This is a genomic window from Streptomyces sp. NPDC051218 (assembly GCF_044455475.1).
GTDB lineage: Bacteria > Actinomycetota > Actinomycetes > Streptomycetales > Streptomycetaceae > Streptomyces.
This window is the reverse complement of the sequence record NZ_JBITEU010000001.1, coordinates 1312462-1329655: the sequence shown is the minus strand read 5'-3', so window position 1 is coordinate 1329655 and position 17194 is coordinate 1312462. Positions and strand designations below refer to the sequence as shown.

The following is a 17194-nucleotide window of genomic DNA, read 5'->3' as shown; positions in this document are numbered from 1 at the left end:
CATTCATGGTCCGGGCGCGGTGTGATAGGGGGGCGCTCGGGCCGGGTGGGGGCCCGGTCCGACGGCAAGTTTGCCCGGAGTCGTGCGCGCCCGAGTCAGGTTATGTGGGGGGTTGTGCGTACGCATGGAGAATTGGCGAGAAGGTGCCCTACCGGAACACACCCATGATCCGAACGAGGTCACCGTTCAGATCGACGGGGTGGGGCGACAGCTGGCGGATCTTGCCGCCGAGAGTGACCAGAATGCGCCTGACGGGCCGGTTTTCGTCGACGAGACGGGCCGCCGCAGCCGGAGGTACCGCCGGATAGGCGTGACCGTCGGCATAGCCTGCGCCGTCTACGCGGTGATCATCGTGAGCACCCTGCTCTCGGGCAACTCCAGTGCGCCCTGGCTGCCGATCAACCCCAAGGACGAGAAGCCGGCGAGCAAGGTGGACACACCGAACCGCCCGGCCGACTCCCTCGACCCCTCCGCCTCACCCGGCGCGACCCCGTCACCCGGAGCGTCGGAGAGCGGCACCACCGCTCCGGCGACCGGCGACGACGGCAAGCCCGACCCGTCGAAGACGAAGGACGGCAAGACCGAGCCGGGCGAATCGCCCGACCCCGACCCCACGGACGGCGGCGGCAAGCCCGACCCCGACCCCACGGACGGCGGCGGGGACCCCGACCCGACCGACGACCCCCCGAAGCCGGACCCGGACCCGGACCCGACCGACGACCCCACGACGCCGGACCCGGACCCGTCGACCGAGACCCCGCCCGGCGCGTCCGGAGGCGGCGGCGAAGTCCCCGCCGTGCAGTCCGCCGCCGATCAACAGTCCCCGCAGAGCGTCCGGGCGGCCGGTCAGCTGTCCCCGCGAGGCGCAGGCCAGCAGCCCTCGGAGGGCGCACAGCTATGAACACCCGCACCAACAGGGGCCGGTCCGCCGGCTCCCGGCACAGTCACGCCCAGCCCCGGAACGCCCGCGCCCAGAACAGGAACGCCCGCGCCCAGACCCGTGGCGGCGGTGGCGGCGGCCGACGCCGCGCCCAGCCGGCCCGCGGCGGCAAGCGACGCAGGCTGCCCCTGCGCTATCTCCTGCCCCTGCTCCTCCTGGTCGCCCTGATGGCGATGCTCATGCTGCGCGGCTACACCCACAGCGAGATCCTCGCCGATCACCGCGTGCGCCCGCCCGCGGCCACCGACCAGGTCCCGAAGAAGATCCTCGAAGGCGGCGGCCCGGTCATCGACACCCGCGGCGGCCACGAGGAGACGCTGAGCGTGCCCCGGCACCGCCTCGTGCTGACCTTCGACGACGGTCCCGACCCGGAGTGGACGCCCAAGGTCCTCGACGTACTGAAGAAGCACCAGGCGCACGGCGTCTTCTTCGTCACCGGCACGATGGCATCGCGCCACCCCGACCTGGTCGAGCGCATGGTGGACGAGGGCCACGAAGTCGGCCTGCACACGTTCAACCACCCCGACCTGTCGTACCAGTCCAAGAGCCGCATCGACCGGGAGCTCTCGCAGAACCAGCTCGCCCTCGCGGGCGCCGCCGGTGTCCGCACCTCCCTCTTTCGCCCGCCGTACTCCTCGTTCTCCGACGCCATGGACAACGAGTCCTGGCCGGTGACGAAGTACATAGGCAGCCGCGGCTACCTCACCGTCGTCAACAACACCGACAGCGAGGACTGGAAGCGCCCCGGCGTCGACGAGATCATCCGCCGGGCCACGCCCAAGGACGGCGAGGGCGCCATCGTCCTGATGCACGACTCCGGAGGCGACCGTTCGCAGACGGTGGCCGCGCTGGACACGTTCCTGCCCGATCTGCGGGACAAGGGCTATCAGTTCACCAACCTCACCGAGGCCCTGGACGCTCCCAGCGCGCACGCGCCGGTCAGCGGCCTCGACCTGTGGAAGGGCAAGGCCTGGGTCTTCCTGGTCGGGGCGTCGGAGAAGATCACCGGCGTACTCGTCGTGGCCCTCGCCGTGATCGGGTCCCTGGTCATGCTCCGCTTCGGCATGATGCTGCTGCTCTCCGCGGTGCACGCGCGCAAGGTGCGCAGGCGTGGCTTCCGCTGGGGCCCCGACATCACCGAACCGGTGTCGGTCCTCGTGCCCGCCTACAACGAGGCCAAGTGCATCGAGGCCACGGTCCGTTCACTGATGACGAGCGACCACCCCATCGAGATCATCGTCATCGACGACGGCTCGTCCGACGGCACCGCGCTGATCGTCGAGGGACTCCGCCTGCCGAACGTACGCGTCGTACGGCAGCAGAACGCGGGCAAGCCCGCCGCCCTCAACCGCGGTATAGCCAACGCCCGTTACGACCTCATCGTGATGATGGACGGCGACACGGTCTTCGAGCAGTCCACCGTGCGCGAGCTGGTGCAGCCGTTCGGCGACCCGCGCGTGGGCGCCGTCGCGGGCAATGCGAAGGTCGGCAACAGGGACTCGCTGATCGGCGCCTGGCAGCACATCGAGTACGTGATGGGCTTCAACCTCGACCGCCGGATGTACGACATGCTCGGCTGCATGCCGACCATCCCCGGCGCCGTGGGAGCCTTCCGGCGCTCGGCCCTGGAGCGGGTCGGTGGCATGAGCGACGACACGCTCGCCGAGGACACCGACATCACGATGGCGATGCACCGCGACGGCTGGCGGGTCGTGTACGCCGAGAAGGCGCGCGCGTGGACCGAGGCGCCGGAGACGGTGCAGCAGCTGTGGTCGCAGCGCTACCGCTGGTCGTACGGCACCATGCAGGCGATCTGGAAGCACCGCCGCTCGGTGATCGAGTCCGGTCCCTCGGGCCGCTTCGGCCGCGTGGGCATGCCCCTGGTCTCCCTCTTCATGGTCCTGGCCCCGCTCCTGGCCCCCCTGATCGACGTCTTCCTGCTCTACGGCCTGGTCTTCGGCCCCACCCAGAAGACGATCATCGCGTGGCTCGGCGTGCTGGCCGTCCAGGCGGTGTGCGCGGCGTACGCCTTCCGGCTCGACCGCGAGCGCATGACCCATCTGATCTCACTGCCCCTCCAGCAGATCCTCTACCGGCAGCTGATGTACGTCGTGCTGCTGCAGTCCTGGATCACCGCCCTGACCGGAGGCCGCCTGCGCTGGCAGAAGCTCCGGCGCACGGGCGTCCTTGGAACTCCGCCCTCGATTCCGCAGCAGCGGACGGGCAGCCCTGACCGGAGGCCCGTCGCATGACCTACCCCACGCAGCCGATGCCCCAGGTGCCGGCGCAGGCCGCCGACCCTTGGGCCACCGCGGCTCCGCCGGTGGCCACGGCACCTCCGGCCGCCCCGGCCACCCCGGCCGCCCCCAAGAAGCCGGGCCGCGACCGCTACTTCGACGTACTGCGCTCGCTGGCCCTGGTCCGCGTCGTCATCTACCACCTGTTCGGCTGGGCCTGGCTGACGATCCTGTTCCCCTCCATGGGCGTGATGTTCGCCCTGGCGGGCGCGCTGATGGCCCGCTCGCTGAAGCGCCCGGCATGGGGCGTGATCAGAGGCCGGATACGCCGACTGCTCCCGCCCATGTGGGCGTTCAGCGCGGTCGCGCTCTTCCTCCTCTTCTACGGCGGCTGGAACGTCACCAAGGACCCGGACCACGGGGACACGTGGGGCCTGGTCAGCTTGGTCAACTACGTGTTCCCGATCGGCGCCCCACCCTTCCCCTGGCACATCGGGGACAAGGCGGGCCTCCTGGAGGACACCTGGCCGGCCCAGGCGGCGGGCCCGCTCTGGTACCTCCGCGCGTACCTCTGGTTCGTCATCGCATCGCCGCTCCTGCTGTGGGCGTTCCGCAGGGTCCCGTGGGCGACGCTCTTCGCCCCGCTCGCCCTGACGGCGGTGCTGGCCACGGAGATCGTCAAGATCCCCGGTGAGACGGGCAACGCGGTCTCGGACTTCGCGGTGTACGGCAGCTGCTGGGTCCTCGGCATGGCCCACCAGGAGGGCGTACTCGCCCGTGTCCCGCGCTATGTGGCGGTGTCGGTCTCGGCCCTGATCATGGCCTTCGGCCTGTGGTGGGCCTCGGGCCATCTGGGCCCGGACGGCTGGGATTTGAACGACATCCCGCTGGCCCAGGCGGCCTGGTCCTTCGGCTTCGTCGTCATCCTCTTCCAGTACTCACCGTCCTGGCAGGAACTGCCGGGCCGCCTGAAGAGCTGGGACAAGCTCATCACCCTCTCCAACAACCGAGCGGTGACGATCTATCTCTGGCACAACCTCCTGATCATGGCCACGGTGCCGATCATCGACATGGCGTACGACCTGCCGTTCATGCAGGACGAGCGCTGGAGCTCGGCGCTCGACTCGACGTACATGTTGTGGATGACCGTCCTGGTCTGGCCGTTGATCGGCCTGATGGTGATGGCCGTCGGGTGGATCGAGGACCTCGCGGCGAAGCGGAGTCCGAGGCTGTGGCCGAACGGGGCCAAGTCCCGGCGCTCTGCCGCGCCTTCGCGGGGCGGGGCGCACCGGGGCTGAGTTCCGCGGGGGGCGCTGAGCGGGAGTTCCAGCGGGCCTGAGGCGGGGCCCGCTGGAGCGGGGCGGTCAGTACCCGGCGGTGAAGCGGGTGCGGTGGTGCTTGGGGCGTTCGGCCTCGTCCAGGACCGCCACGGCCAGATCCTCCATGGAGATGGCCGAGTTGCCGTCGGCGTCGACGATCAGCTCGTCGGCGCCGAGCCGGTAGGTGCCGGTGCGGATGCCCGGTTCGAGCAGGGCCGACGGGCTCAGATACGTCCAGTCGACCTCGGTGTCGGCGGTGCGGACGGCGTCGAACTGGGCGTTGGAGGCCTCGGCGATATGCCGCCAGGCGGTGGGGACGTAGGCGGGGTCGTCGATGGCGAGGACGCCGCCGCTGCCGGGCACGGTCAGGCTTCCCGCTCCGCCGACGATCAGCAGGCGTACGCCGTCGACGCGGGCGAGGCCGGCGAGCAGGGCCCGGCTGATGGCTGCGTGTTCGGGTTCGCGGCCGGGGGCGGGTCTGGTGGCGTTCACCACGAGATCTTGCCCGGCGCTCAACTCGGCGACGTGCTCGGGGACTCCGGCGTCACCGGCGCGATGCGTGGCGCCCGGGTGGAGCTCGCCGAAGCGGGCGGGGTCGCGGACGACGGCGGTGACCTCGTGGCCGCGGGTGAGGGCTTCGGTGACGACGCGGCTGCCGACGTTTCCGGCTGCTCCGAAGACGGTGATGCGCATGGGGGTTGCTCCTTGGGTTCGGTGGGTGCGGTGGGTGAGGGGGAGGGGTGCTGAGTTAGTTCGTAGCCCCGGGGCTACGAGTTGCGGGTCCTGCGGCGGCGGCCCTGCCCGACCAGAACGCTCGCCACGACGAGTACGAGCCCGGCGAGCTGCCAGAGGGTGAGCGTCTGCCCGAGCAGGAGCAGCCCGGCGAGGGTGGCGACCACGGGGTTGGTGAGCCCCAGGAACGAGACGGACGACGCGGGGAGCCGCTCGATGCCGCGGAACCAGAGGGCGTACGCGACGGCGGTGCCGATGATGCCGAGGTAGGCGTAACCGGCGAGGTTGGCCCCGGTGAAGTGGTCGGGGAGCCCCTCGAAGGAGAGGGCGATCGGCGCCAACACCAGCCCGCCGGCGGTGAGTTGCCACCCGGTGAGAGCGAGCAACGAGACGCCGTCCGGCCGCCCCCAGCGCTTGCTGAGTACGACGGCGAGGGCCATGAGCGTGGTGGCGACCAGCATGGCCACGATGCCCGCGAGGTCGACGGAGGCGCTGCCGCGCAGCACGAGCAGCCCGACGCCGCCCACCCCCACGAGCCCGGCGATCAGCGTGCGCCGCGTGGGCCGCACCTTCAGCACACCGATCCCGAAGCCCGCGACGAGCAGCGGCATCACGGCGCTGACCGTCGAGGCGACGCCGCCGGGAAGGTGGTAGGCGCCGAAGAACAGCAACGGGAAGAAGGCCCCGAAGTTGAGCAGCCCGAGAACCCCCGCCTTCCACCACCAGTCGCCGCTCGGCAGCCGCCGGGTGAGGGCGAGAAGGATGAGCCCGGCGGGCAGCGCGCGCAGGGCCGCGGCGAGCAAGGGGCGGTCCGGGGGCAGGAGTTCGGTGGTCGTGACGTAGGTGGTGCCCCACGTCGCGGGGCCGATGGCGGCGAGGCCGGCGGCGGCGAAAGCGGAGGTACGCGGTGCGGGGGCGGGCCGACGCTCGCCGGTGGCCTGGCTGGCGGCGGTGCCGGTGCCGGCGCGCGGGCTGGTGATGGACATGAGGCTCCCCCTAGGTTTCCCTGAACGCTGTTATTCTCAACGTTGAGATAATCATGAGCCCCTAGGTCTACGAACGTCAAGTATCTGAACATTGAGATAACTGATCGGCCGGCGGACCCTGGGGCAGGAGAGGATGGACCAGCCAATGCCCGACCCGAAGACCGACGGCGTCGCTGACACCGACGCCATCGATGAGCTGCGCGCCCAGTGGCACCGAGAGCGCCCGGACATGGATGCGGCGGGCCTGGACGCGATGGCACTGGTGGGCCGCATCAAGCGGGCGGACCACCTGCTGAGCAAGGGAATGAAGCCGATCTTCGCCGAACACGGCCTGGAATTCCCGGAGTTCGACGTACTGGCCACCCTGCGCCGGGTGGGCGCCCCGCACGAGCTGACGGCGGGCGGCCTCCTCAAGACGGCCATGGTGACGTCGGGCGCGATCACCAACCGCCTCGACAAACTGGAACGCAAGGGCCTGATCGAACGCCACCCCGACCCGTCCGACCGCCGGGCGATCCGGGTCCGCCTGACGGAGGCGGGCCGCGAGCTGGTCGACCGCGCGGTGGTGGACCACGTGGCGAACGAGGAACGCATGCTGGCCCCCCTGTCGGCAGCTGACCGCCGGGCGCTGGACGGGGCGCTGCGGAGGTTGTTGGTGTCGCTGGGGGATACGCACTTGGGTTGAGCGCGGCAGGCGCCTCGATGACTTCGCTGAACCAAAGGGTCGGGGGCGCCGAGGGTCGCGCCTGATGGTGATCGCCAGGCGGCGCTGAGCGACGGGTATCGGTCAACGCCGGTCGCGTACAGGTGCTATGCCCGCCTATGTCTCCCCGGGCTGCGGACCTCGACGTGACGTCGCCCTTGCCTCATGGATAGCTTGGTTCACTCCAGAGAACCCTCGCCTCATCAGGAGCTGACCGTGAACCGCCGACCCACCCTGCTCGCAGCGGCCACCCTGACTGCTGCCGCAGTCCTTTCGCTTTCTGCTTGCGGAGGGGGCGATGGCGACTCCAAGGAGAACGACAAGATCGCGGGTGCGGGGTCGGGCGACGAGAAGAGAGAGTCGCCGTCGCCGAGGGTGTCCGACGACGGGATTGAGCGGCCCTCGATCAAGCTGCCTAAGGACGTAAAGCATGTCTTCGAGGGCGGCAAGACAGGCGACCCGAAGAAGGATGCGATCCTCGCGGACAACGAGCGGAGGATTGCCTCGCTAGACGAGGCGATCACGGTCGATGCCGAGGAGCACCCGGCGCTGAAGTTCTATTCGTCGGGCAATGCGTTGCTGTCGGCGGCGGACTACGTGCAGGGCTTCTACAAGAGGGGCAAGACCTTCGTCGGGACCAGCCGGTATTACGACCGCGAGGTCACGTTCCTCAAGGATGGCGCCGCCGCGGTGACGTACTGCGAGGACACCAGCAAGACGTATCCGAAGGATCGCAAGACCGGCAAGGTGGACAGGTCGATCCCGGAGTCCGACCAGGACTATGCCTTCTACAACACCCGACTGGAGAAGAACGAGGACGGCGTCTGGCAGACCACAAGCGTGTTGACCACGACGGCAGCGAAGCGGTGCAAGCGGTGAACCAGCACAGGCTTAGCCGCCGGTTCGTGTCTCTCCTCGCGTTGGTCGCCGCCCTGGTTCCGGGTATCGCTTATGCCTCTGGCGGTAAGGGGGCGGAGGTAACTGCTCCTCAGGCCAAGGGCGGGCATCAGGACCAGAACCTCACCGTCGAGACAAAGATCCAGACGACCGTCAACGGCGCACAGGAAACCGCCAAAACCGGATCCCTCACCCCCGCCAACAGCAACTGGGACCCCCCGGCCTGCTGGTACGAGCCCGCCTATTCGCCGAAGCAGATCCAGGCCACCGTCAAGGCGTTCCGGCAGATGAAGACGTTCGGGATCGGGGACTTCGTGGGCGGAGTGTTCGACTCGTACTTCAAGGAAGGCAACCCCTACAAGAACTACAACCTCGACAAGCAGGGCGAGGGACAGTTCTGGGCGGCGGCCATCAACGAGAAGCGCAAGGACGAGCCCGAGGCCAACTCCTGCGACAAGCTTCCCTTCTGGGTGCCTACGGGCGACACCCCCAAGGAACCCCTCGCGGTCTCGCCGAAGATCCTCGCCGAGTACGCCTACGACGAACTGCCCGTACCCAGCACCGAGATCAAGATGGCGCCCGAGGGTACGACGAAGGTCAATCTCCCGACCTGGGCCTGGCTGGACAAGGCGAAGTTCAAGAAGGTCTCCGTCACCGCGAGCATCCCGGGCTCGGGGCTCTCCGCGACCACGACCGCTGAACCCATGTCGCTCTCGATCGACCCGGGGACGAAGGACGCCGAGACCTACCCCGCCTCCGGGGCATGCCCCATCGTGAACGGCAAGATCGGCGCCCCCCGCGCAAAAGGCACCCCCGGCGACACCCAACCCCCCTGCGGCGTGAAGTACCTCCGCTCCTCCGGCGACGGCTCGTACAACCTCCAGGCGACCCTCACCTGGAAGATCAGCTGGACCAGCACCACCGGCGAGGGCGGTGACCTGCCCCCGGGTGAGTTCGGCGCGGATCAGCAAGTGGCGGTGGAGGAGATCCAGTCCATCAACCGGTGACCTCGCTCGCCCCTCACCAACCGCCCCACCCCCACGTGAGAGCGAAGTTCCCCGCCGGTCACCGCGGGCCACAGGGCTGAAACCCGGGGTCCCTACCTTCGGGCCATCACTCGCTAGTCGTGGAGATGAGGGCTGTCATGTGGATCCAGCGGTGGGACCCCGAGGACGAGAGGTTCTGGACGGAGGAGGGGGGCGAGCGCGTCGCGCGGCGGAATCTGGGGTTCTCGATCCTTTCGGAGCACATCGGGTTCTCCATCTGGACCCTCTGGTCCGTGATGGTCCTGTTCATGGGGCCCGAGTACGGGATCGACCCCGCCGGGAAGTTCTTTCTGGTCTCCATGGCGACCCTCGTGGGAGCCGTCGCCCGTGTGCCGTACACCTTTGCCGTCGCCCGCTTCGGGGGGCGCAACTGGACGATCATCGCGGCCGGCGCGCTGCTCCTGCCCACCACCGCGGCCTTCGCCGTCATGGAGCCGGGGACCTCCTACACCACCTTCATGGTGTGCGCCCTGCTCACCGGCGTCGGCGGGGGCAATTTCGCGTCCAGCATGACCAACATCAACTCCTTCTTCCCGCTGCGGAAGAAGGGGTGGGCGCTCGGGCTCAACGCCGGGGGCGGCAACATCGGCGTACCCGTCGTGCAGCTCGCCGGGCTCGCGGTCATCGGGGCCGGGGGCGGGCCCCGCGTGCTGCTCGGGATCTACATCCCGCTCATCCTCGTCTCCGCCGTCTGCGCCGCCCTCTTCATGGACAACCTCGCCACGGTGAAGAACGACACCGGCGCGGCGAAGGAGTCCGTCCGCGATGCCCATACGTGGATCATGGCGTTCCTGTACGTGGGGACCTTCGGGTCCTTCATCGGTTACAGCTTCGCGTTCGGGCTCGTGCTGCAGACCCAGTTCGGGCGTACGCCGCTGCAGGCCGCGGCCGTCACCTTCATCGGGCCGCTCCTCGGCTCGCTGATCCGGCCCGTGGGCGGACGGCTCGCCGACCGGTTCGGCGGGGCCCGCATCACGCTGTGGAACTTCGTCGGGATGGGCGCGGCCACCGCCGTCGTCGTCATCGCCTCCATGCGGGAGTCGCTCGCCCTCTTCGTCGCCGCCTTTGTCGTTCTTTTCGTGCTGAGCGGGTTGGGAAATGGGTCGACCTACAAGATGATCCCCGGCATCTTCCAGGCCAAGGCCCTCCAGAAGGGGCTCCAGGGGGAGGCCGCCGCGGCCTACGGGCGGCGGCTCTCCGGGGCCTCCATGGGGCTCATCGGCGCCGTCGGGGCGCTCGGCGGGCTCGGGATCAACCTCGCCTTCCGGCAGTCCTTCCAGACCGTGGGGTCGGGGACCGGTGCCTTCGTCGCCTTCCTCGTCTTCTACGCCGCCTGCTTCTGCGTCACGTGGGCCGTATACCTTCGCCGCCCGGCGACCACCCCGGACTCCGGGCCGACCCCGGACGCGGAGGCGAAGCCCCAGCTCACGTACGCGCAGGTCTGACGGATGGGTGGCCGTAGCCTGGTGTAACACGTACGACATCGTGGTGAACCGGGGTTGTCACGGGCCGTTGGCAGGCTCGTTCAACCCGGGATCATCCATCACGCGGTACTAGCGGGACGAAAGCAGCTGCCATGCACGGGACCCCTCCGACCGGTCGACAGGCCGGTCGTCAGAACGCCCCCCTCGCCGGATTCACCGTCGGCGTCACCGCCGCGCGCCGCGCCGACGAGCTCGGTGCGCTGCTCCAGCGGCGTGGCGCCACCGTCCTGCACGCACCCGCACTGCGCATCGTTCCGCTCGCCGACGACAGCGAACTCCTCGCCGCCACCAAGGAGTTGATCGACCACGCGCCCGACGTGGTGATCGCCACCACCGCGATCGGGTTCCGCGGCTGGGTCGAGGCCGCCGACGGGTGGGGGTTCGGGGAGGCGCTCCTGAAGTGTCTGCGGGGCGTCGAGCTGCTCGCCCGCGGGCCCAAGGTCAAGGGCGCCATACGCGCCGCCGGGCTCACCGAGAAGTGGTCACCCTCCTCCGAGTCCATGGCCGAGGTGCTGGAGAAGCTGCTCGACGACGGTGTCGACGGCAAGCGCATCGCCCTCCAGCTGCACGGCGAACCGCTGCCCGGCTTCATCGAGTCGCTGCGCGCCGGGGGAGCGGAGGTCGTCGGCGTGCCCGTCTACCGGTGGATGCCGCCCGAGGACCTCGCGCCCGTCGACCGGCTCCTCGACGCCACCGTCGCCCGCGGCGTCGACGCGCTGACCTTCACCAGCGCCCCCGCCGCCGCGTCCTTCCTGGCCCGCGCCGAGGACCGCGGCATGGCCACCGAGCTCCTCGCCGCCCTGCGGCACGATGTCCTGTCCGCCTGCGTGGGCCCGGTCACCGCGCTGCCGCTGCAGGCCCGCGGCGTCGACACGGTGCAGCCCGAACGCTTCCGGCTCGGCCCCCTCGTACAGGTCCTGTGCCAGGAACTGCCCTCCCGCGCCCGTACGTTGCCCATCGCGGGGCACCGCGTCGAGATCCGCGGCCACGCCGTCCTGGTCGACGACGAGCTGCGGCCCGTGCCACCCGCCGGCATGTCGCTGCTGCGGGCCCTCGTGCGGCGCCCGGGGTGGGTGGTCTCCCGCGCCGAACTCCTGCGCGCGCTGCCCGGCGCCGGGAGCGACGAGCACGCCGTGGAGACCGCGATGGCCAGGCTGCGTACGGCACTTGGCGCGCCGAAGCTCGTCCAGACGGTGGTCAAGCGTGGCTACCGGCTCGCGTTGGATCCGGCCGCGGAGTCGAAGTACTCGGACTGACGCGCCCCGGCACGTGACCTGGTGTCCCGTCCCCGCAGCACGAGCGCCCGAGCGAGCAGGCCGAGCGCGACGGTGGACAGCAGGGTGCGCACGGCGTTCCAGGCCAGCCACGGGTCCTCGAACGTGTCGCGCACCGCGCCCGGATCGCTGATCTTCGCCGGGTCGCCCGCGTCCGCGAGTTCCTCGTTCAGCGGCACGTTCACGACCGATGTGATCGCGAAGGCCACGAGATAGACGACGAGCGCCGCGAGAACCCACCGGTAGGGGCCCGTGCCGCGCAGCTGCCACGCGGCGACCGCCGTGAAGAGCAGCGCCCCGAGGAAGCTCGCGAAGAAGACCGGATTGTTGAACGCGTCGTTCGTGTTCTGCATGACCTCGATGAAGACGCGGTCGTCGCTGCGTCCGAGGCCCGGCATGACACCGCAGGAGAAGATGTAGAAGGTTCCGGCGATCAGGCCCATGGCGACGACGGCCGCCCCCAGCATCACATCGGCGGTGCGGTGCACCCGCCTGTTCGTCTCACGGTTCGCTTTCATGCAACCGAGTCAACCGGCCGGAGGGCCGCCCGGCCATGGTCTCGAAGCGCGCCTCCATAAGCGGGCGTCTCAGCCACGCCCGGTGGCAGGGGTTCCGCGCCCGCCCGCGGCGAGGCACTGTAAGGGGGAGCACTCACCGGTAACCCCACAAGGCGGTGACAGGCGCATGGCACTGGGCATGGACCCGGCCACGTACGAGCTGCGATTCGATGCCGGGCGGAGCTGTCTGGACCTCGTGGCGACGAACCATCCCGTGGAACGGCTCGACTCCGTGGACCGGCTGCGCGCCTGGCTCGCGGGCGCCGGGCTCATCCCTGATCGCACGGCCCTGCGGGGGGCCGGTCCGGCCTGGCTCGTCGACTTTCGTGAACTGCGCGCGCACATCGGCCAGTTGGTGCTTGCCGAGCTCGAAGGGCGGCCCGCCGACCCCCAGTTGGCCCGGGTCAACGCCCTCGCCGCGGCCGCGCCGCCGGCCCCGCGCGCCGTGCGGCGGCCCGACGGCAGCCTCGTCCGCGCCCTGGACGGCGACCCCGGCTGCGCGGCCGTGCTCGCCGCCGTCGCGCGGGACGCCGTCGACCTGCTCACCGACCCCGCCGCGCGCGCCCTGCTGCGCCAGTGCGAGGGCGACAACTGCCCTCTCGTGTACCTCGATACGTCCCGCGGGCGGCGCCGCCGCTGGTGCTCGAGCGAGGTGTGCGGCAACCGTGAACGCGTGGCGAGGCACCGGCGGCGGGCGGCGCTCGCGCGTGCCTGATCGAAATTCTTCCGGGGGCGGCTGAACACAACCGCTCCCGCCTACGTACATCCCCGGTGAGCCAGCCAAGACGAAGAGCGGACACCGGAGGCAGACGTGCGCAAGGATTCCGCCGTGGCCGATGAGCGCCCGCAGGAGCGTCCTCGCCGACATCGCCTGGTCCCTGAACGCCACGGACCCGACGAGGAGTTGATGCGCGCCCTCTACCGCGAGCACGCGGGTCCTCTGCTGGCCTATGTGCTCCGCCTCGTGGCGGGCGACCGGCAGCGCGCCGAAGATGTCGTACAGGAAACGCTCATCCGTGCCTGGAAGAACGCCGGTCAGCTCAATCGTGCGACCGGTTCGGTACGCCCCTGGCTGGTGACGGTCGCCCGGCGCATCGTCATCGACGGCCACCGCAGCCGGCAGGCCCGGCCGCAGGAGGTCGATCCGTCGCCGCTGGAGGTCATCCCCGCGGAGGACGAGATCGATAAGGCGCTGTGGCTGATGACTCTCTCGGACGCGCTCGACGACCTGACTCCCGCGCACCGAGAGGTACTTGTCGAGACCTATTTCAAGGGGCGTACGGTCAATGAGGCGGCCGAGACACTGGGTATACCGAGTGGGACGGTGCGCTCGCGGGTCTTCTACGCGCTGCGCTCGATGAAGCTTGCGCTCGAGGAGCGGGGGGTGACGGCATGAACGAGTCCTACGGACATGACGCGTGGGGGCAGGCTGACGCGGGCGACGTGCACGAGACCGTCGGCGCCTACGCCCTCGGCATCCTGGACGACGCGGAGGCCACGGCCTTCGAGGCACATCTGGCGGGCTGCGAGTTCTGCGCGCACCAGCTGGAGGAGTTCTCCGGCGTGGAGCCGATGCTGGCCGCGCTCGCGGACTTTCCGGGGGCCCGCGGCGTACCGGCGATCGGTGAACAGCTGGCCGCGCGGCCGAGCCCGCGCCTCGCGGACCGGCTCGTGGACGAGGTCTCCGTGAAGCGTGCGCAAAAGCGCAGGCGCGGCATGTTCCTGGTGGCCGCGGCGGCGGCCCTGATCGTGGGCGGCCCGCTCACGGTCCTCGCGGTGAACGACGACGGCGGTTCGACGGACGTGGCGGGCGAACCACACCCCACGAGCCCCGCCGAGGACGCCTTCTTCAACCACATGGACGACAAGATCAAGGCCACGGACCCCACGACCAAGGTCAGCGCCACGGTCGGCACGGAGAAGAAGGCCTGGGGCACGCACACCGTCCTCGAGCTGAAGAACGTCAAGGGCCCGCTCAAGTGCTCCCTGGTCGCCGTCGGCAAGGACGGCGAGAAGGAGACGGTGACCACCTGGTCCGTCCCGAAGTGGGGGTACGGCATCGAGGACAGCCCGAACAAATGGGCGCGCAGCCCCCTGTACGTCCACGGGGGCGCCGCGATGGACCGTAACGACATCGACCACTTCGAGGTGACCACCTTCGACGGCGACCGTCTCGTGGAGGTGGACGCCTAGCGGAAGTGCACACAGGGGCCCCCTTTCGCGTACGGTAGACGGCTGCTCGATTGGGCAGCTGCACGTCCGGAAAGGGGCCTCGGTGGCCGACGTACGCGACCGTGAGATCAGCGTCGAACAAGAACATCTCGACCAGGTCTACCGGCGTCTCGAGGAGAAGATCCACGAGGCCGAGTTCCTCATGACCGACGCGGCCAAGCGCTCCCAGGTCGGCACGCCCGGCGCGCTCGCCGAACGGGACGCCCAGGTGTTCCGCGCGGGAGTGCATCTCAACCGCCTCAACAACGAGTTCGAGGACTTCCTCTTCGGGCGCATCGACCTGCTGCTCGGCAAGGACGGCAAGAAGGGCCCGGACGGCGCGTACACGTCGGTCGAGCCCGCCGAGGACGCCGTCAGCGCGAACAACACCGCCCAGATCGCCGAGACCCTGCACATCGGCCGCATCGGCGTCCTGGACGCGGACTACTCCCCGCTGGTGATCGACTGGCGCGCCCCGGCCGCCGCGCCGTTCTACCGCTCGACGCCGGTCGACCCGGGCCGTGTCGTACGGCGCAGGGTCATCCGCTCCAAGGGCCGCAAGGTCCTCGGCGTCGAGGACGACCTGATGCGTCCGGAGCTCAAGGCCACCCTGGGCGGGCAGTCGCTGCCGGTCATCGGCGACGGCGCCCTGATGGCGGCGCTCGGCCAGGCCCGCAGCCACACGATGCGGGACATCGTGGCGTCGATCCAGGCCGAGCAGGACATGGTGATCCGGGCCCCCGCCGCCTCGGTGACGTACGTCGAGGGCGGCCCCGGCACCGGCAAGACCGCCGTGGCCCTGCACCGCGCGGCCTACCTCCTCTACCAGGACCGCAGGCGGTACGCGGGCGGCATCCTCATCGTCTCGCCGACCCCGCTGCTCGTGGCCTACACGGAGGGCGTGCTGCCCTCGCTCGGCGAGGAGGGGCAGGTCGCCATCCGCGCGGTGGGCGAGCTGGCCGACGAAGCCGCACCCGAGGGTGCGACCGTCTACGACTCTCCGGCGGTGGCCAGGGTCAAGGGCTCCTCGCGGATGCTGAACGTCCTGCGGAAGGCCGCACGGGGCGCGCTGGAGGGCGGGACGGCCACCGCCAAGGCCGCCTCGCAGGAGGGCCAGCTCTCGTTCGGCGACGCATTCGGCGACGACGAGGACGAGGACGGGCCCCGGACCCCGGTGGAAACCCCCACCCGGCTGCGCGTGGTCGCCTTCGGCCGCCGCCTGGAGCTGGAGGCCGACGCGCTGGGCCGTATCCGGCGCAACGCGCTCAGCGGCACGGCCCCCGTCAACCTGCTGCGCCCGCGCGCCCGCAAGCTCCTCCTGGACGCCCTGTGGTCCCAGTCCGGCTCCGCGGGCCGGCACAGCGACCCGGAGCTCGCCGCCGAGCTGCGCTCGTCCTTCGACGAGGACATCACGTCCGAGGACGACTTCATCCGCTTCCTCGACGCCTGGTGGCCCGAGCTCACGCCGCGCGCCGTGCTCGCCGCGATGGGCGACGAGCGGCGCCTGGGCCGCTGGGCGCGCCGCGTCCTGAACCCGGGCGAGGTCCGCAAGGTCGCCCGCTCCCTCAAGCGCGACGCCCTGTCCGTGCACGACGTGGCGCTCCTCGACGAGCTCCATTCGATCCTCGGCACGCCGCACCGGCCCCGCAAGAAGAAGGATCTCGACCCCCTCGACCTGCTCACCGGGCTCGACGAACTGATGCCCCAGCGCGAGGAGTCCCAGCGTGAACGCGCCGAGCGGCTCGCCGCGGAGCGCACCGAGTACGCGCACGTCATCGTCGACGAGGCGCAGGACCTGACCCCCATGCAGTGGCGCATGGTCGGCCGCCGGGGCCGGCACGCCACGTGGACGATCGTCGGCGACCCCGCCCAGTCCTCCTGGTCCGACCCGGACGAGGCCGCCGCCGCCCGCGACGAGGCCCTCGGCACCCGCCCGCGCCGCCGCTTCACCCTCACGGTCAATTACCGCAACCCCGCCGAGATCGCCGATCTCGCGGCCAAGGTGCTCGCGCTCGCGATGCCGGGCTCCGAGTCCCCGTCAGCCGTCCGGTCCACCGGCGTGAAGCCTCGCTTCGCCGTCGTACGGGACAAGGACCTGGGCGCGTCTGTGCGCGAGGAGGCGGCGCGGCTGCTCGACCAGGTGGACGGCACCGTCGGAGTCGTCGTGGCGATGAACCGCCGCGAACAGGCGGCACGCTGGCTCGCCGGACTCGGCGACCGGGTGGTCGCCCTGGGCAGCCTGGAGGCCAAGGGCCTGGAGTACGACGCGACGGTGGTCGTCTCGCCCGCGGAGATCGCGGACGAGTCCCCCGCGGGCCTGCGAGTCCTGTACGTGGCGCTGACCCGGGCCACGCAGCAGCTCACGGTCCTGTCGGGCGAGCGCGACGAGCCGGACGCCGAGGGGGTTCCGGACCTGCTCCGCGAGTGAGGTCCCGGCCTGCTCCGCGAATGACTTCGGAGACTTCTCGGGACGGGAATTGCCTTACGGGGATCGTTTGTTACCGTTGATGTGGCACCGGCCCGATCCAAGCCCCCGGGCCCAACCATCGTCGCTACGAGCGACCACTTGCCGCGAGGCGAGCATGGCGGGTCGGTGTCACTAAGCGTCAGGAAGAGGCCCCCGTCACCACGTGACGGGGGCCTCTTCCGGGTTTCAACCACCGGTTTCCGTTTCCCCCTACCGACCGCCTCCAACTTCTCGTATGGTGGAAACCAGTTTCCGAAAAGCTGGTGAACGAAAAGTTCGCAATCCGAGGCGGCTACCACGTACTCAGTGGTAGGTGCGACCATCGGACGGCAAGAGCAACA

General features: G+C 70.2%; 15 protein-coding genes. 12 read left to right on the top strand and 3 right to left on the bottom strand.

What is annotated here, in order from left to right; translation table 11 throughout:
• The first annotated feature begins 310 nt into the window (after positions 1-310).
• The 3 genes from ACIBCK_RS06015 to ACIBCK_RS06005 are packed head-to-tail and all read left to right on the top strand — an operon-like array spanning position 311 to position 4475.
• The gene (locus ACIBCK_RS06015) at positions 311-901 is read left to right on the top strand and encodes a hypothetical protein (protein WP_399387058.1); all 591 of its coding nucleotides are present in this window, start codon (positions 311-313) and stop codon (positions 899-901) included.
• A complete protein-coding gene (locus tag ACIBCK_RS06010) occupies positions 898-3192 on the top strand; it encodes a polysaccharide deacetylase family protein (protein WP_399387056.1) in 2295 nt (764 codons plus the stop codon). Before ACIBCK_RS06015 ends, ACIBCK_RS06010 begins: the two co-directional genes overlap by 4 nt.
• A complete protein-coding gene (locus tag ACIBCK_RS06005) occupies positions 3189-4475 on the top strand; it encodes an acyltransferase (RefSeq protein WP_399387054.1) in 1287 nt (428 codons plus the stop codon). The genes ACIBCK_RS06010 and ACIBCK_RS06005 overlap by 4 nt, the downstream gene beginning before the upstream one ends.
• Before the next feature lie 66 nt (positions 4476-4541).
• Here the strand turns inward: ACIBCK_RS06005 and ACIBCK_RS06000 are convergent, their stop codons facing one another.
• The gene (locus ACIBCK_RS06000) at positions 4542-5189 is read right to left on the bottom strand and encodes an NAD(P)-dependent oxidoreductase (RefSeq protein ID WP_399387052.1); all 648 of its coding nucleotides are present in this window, start codon (positions 5187-5189) and stop codon (positions 4542-4544) included.
• A 74-nt stretch (positions 5190-5263) separates the two neighbouring features.
• Entirely contained in the window at positions 5264-6214 is a 951-nt protein-coding gene (locus tag ACIBCK_RS05995; protein ID WP_399387050.1) for an EamA family transporter, read from the bottom strand.
• A gap of 145 nt (positions 6215-6359) precedes the next feature.
• Between ACIBCK_RS05995 and ACIBCK_RS05990 the strand changes: the two genes are divergently transcribed.
• The 5 genes from ACIBCK_RS05990 (at position 6360) to ACIBCK_RS05970 (ending at position 11600) form a co-directional block, all read left to right on the top strand.
• Complete coding sequence (locus tag ACIBCK_RS05990) at positions 6360-6899, top strand: MarR family winged helix-turn-helix transcriptional regulator (protein WP_399387049.1); 540 nt, start codon at positions 6360-6362, stop codon at positions 6897-6899.
• A gap of 234 nt (positions 6900-7133) precedes the next feature.
• Positions 7134-7796, top strand: a complete 663-nt coding sequence (locus ACIBCK_RS05985; RefSeq protein ID WP_399387047.1) for a hypothetical protein — start codon at positions 7134-7136, stop codon at positions 7794-7796.
• A gap of 26 nt (positions 7797-7822) precedes the next feature.
• Positions 7823-8821, top strand: a complete 999-nt coding sequence (locus ACIBCK_RS05980; protein ID WP_399387045.1) for a hypothetical protein — start codon at positions 7823-7825, stop codon at positions 8819-8821.
• Between the two features lie 125 nt (positions 8822-8946).
• Complete coding sequence (locus ACIBCK_RS05975) at positions 8947-10305, top strand: nitrate/nitrite transporter (RefSeq protein ID WP_399387043.1); 1359 nt, start codon at positions 8947-8949, stop codon at positions 10303-10305.
• A 131-nt stretch (positions 10306-10436) separates the two neighbouring features.
• On the top strand, positions 10437-11600 hold the full coding sequence (locus tag ACIBCK_RS05970) for a uroporphyrinogen-III synthase (RefSeq protein WP_399387041.1): 1164 nt from the start codon (positions 10437-10439) through the stop codon (positions 11598-11600).
• Here ACIBCK_RS05970 and ACIBCK_RS05965 read toward each other — a convergent pair.
• Entirely contained in the window at positions 11552-12136 is a 585-nt protein-coding gene (locus tag ACIBCK_RS05965) for a DUF1772 domain-containing protein (protein ID WP_399387039.1), read from the bottom strand. The two genes, ACIBCK_RS05970 and ACIBCK_RS05965, sit on opposite strands and share 49 nt — an antisense overlap.
• A gap of 166 nt (positions 12137-12302) precedes the next feature.
• On the opposite strand from ACIBCK_RS05965, the gene ACIBCK_RS05960 reads away from it, so the two are divergent.
• From ACIBCK_RS05960 to ACIBCK_RS05945, 4 genes are all read left to right on the top strand, one after another.
• Positions 12303-12890, top strand: a complete 588-nt coding sequence (locus tag ACIBCK_RS05960; protein ID WP_399387038.1) for a CGNR zinc finger domain-containing protein — start codon at positions 12303-12305, stop codon at positions 12888-12890.
• A gap of 96 nt (positions 12891-12986) precedes the next feature.
• The gene (locus ACIBCK_RS05955) at positions 12987-13571 is read left to right on the top strand and encodes a sigma-70 family RNA polymerase sigma factor (protein WP_399387036.1); all 585 of its coding nucleotides are present in this window, start codon (positions 12987-12989) and stop codon (positions 13569-13571) included.
• Complete coding sequence (locus ACIBCK_RS05950) at positions 13568-14368, top strand: anti-sigma factor family protein (RefSeq protein ID WP_399387034.1); 801 nt, start codon at positions 13568-13570, stop codon at positions 14366-14368. Before ACIBCK_RS05955 ends, ACIBCK_RS05950 begins: the two co-directional genes overlap by 4 nt.
• 82 nt (positions 14369-14450) lie before the next feature.
• Positions 14451-16814 carry a HelD family protein gene (locus ACIBCK_RS05945; protein ID WP_399387033.1) on the top strand — a complete coding sequence of 788 codons (2364 nt, stop codon included), beginning with the start codon at positions 14451-14453 and terminating at the stop codon, positions 16812-16814.
• Positions 16815-17194: the final 380 nt, after the last annotated feature.

What these genes read in the sequence shown, in the direction of transcription:
- ACIBCK_RS06010 (WP_399387056.1), top strand. Translation starts at nt 898, where the DNA reads ATGAACACCCGCACCAACAGGGGCCGGTCCGCCGGCTCCCGGCACAGT.
- ACIBCK_RS06005 (WP_399387054.1), top strand. Translation starts at nt 3,189, where the DNA reads ATGACCTACCCCACGCAGCCGATGCCCCAGGTGCCGGCGCAGGCCGCC.
- ACIBCK_RS06000 (WP_399387052.1), bottom strand. Translation starts at nt 5,189, where the DNA reads ATGCGCATCACCGTCTTCGGAGCAGCCGGAAACGTCGGCAGCCGCGTC.
- ACIBCK_RS05995 (WP_399387050.1), bottom strand. Translation starts at nt 6,214, where the DNA reads ATGTCCATCACCAGCCCGCGCGCCGGCACCGGCACCGCCGCCAGCCAG.
- ACIBCK_RS05990 (WP_399387049.1), top strand. Translation starts at nt 6,360, where the DNA reads ATGCCCGACCCGAAGACCGACGGCGTCGCTGACACCGACGCCATCGAT.
- ACIBCK_RS05975 (WP_399387043.1), top strand. Translation starts at nt 8,947, where the DNA reads ATGAGGGCTGTCATGTGGATCCAGCGGTGGGACCCCGAGGACGAGAGG.
- ACIBCK_RS05970 (WP_399387041.1), top strand. Translation starts at nt 10,437, where the DNA reads ATGCACGGGACCCCTCCGACCGGTCGACAGGCCGGTCGTCAGAACGCC.
- ACIBCK_RS05965 (WP_399387039.1), bottom strand. Translation starts at nt 12,136, where the DNA reads ATGAAAGCGAACCGTGAGACGAACAGGCGGGTGCACCGCACCGCCGAT.
- ACIBCK_RS05960 (WP_399387038.1), top strand. Translation starts at nt 12,303, where the DNA reads ATGGCACTGGGCATGGACCCGGCCACGTACGAGCTGCGATTCGATGCC.
- ACIBCK_RS05950 (WP_399387034.1), top strand. Translation starts at nt 13,568, where the DNA reads ATGAACGAGTCCTACGGACATGACGCGTGGGGGCAGGCTGACGCGGGC.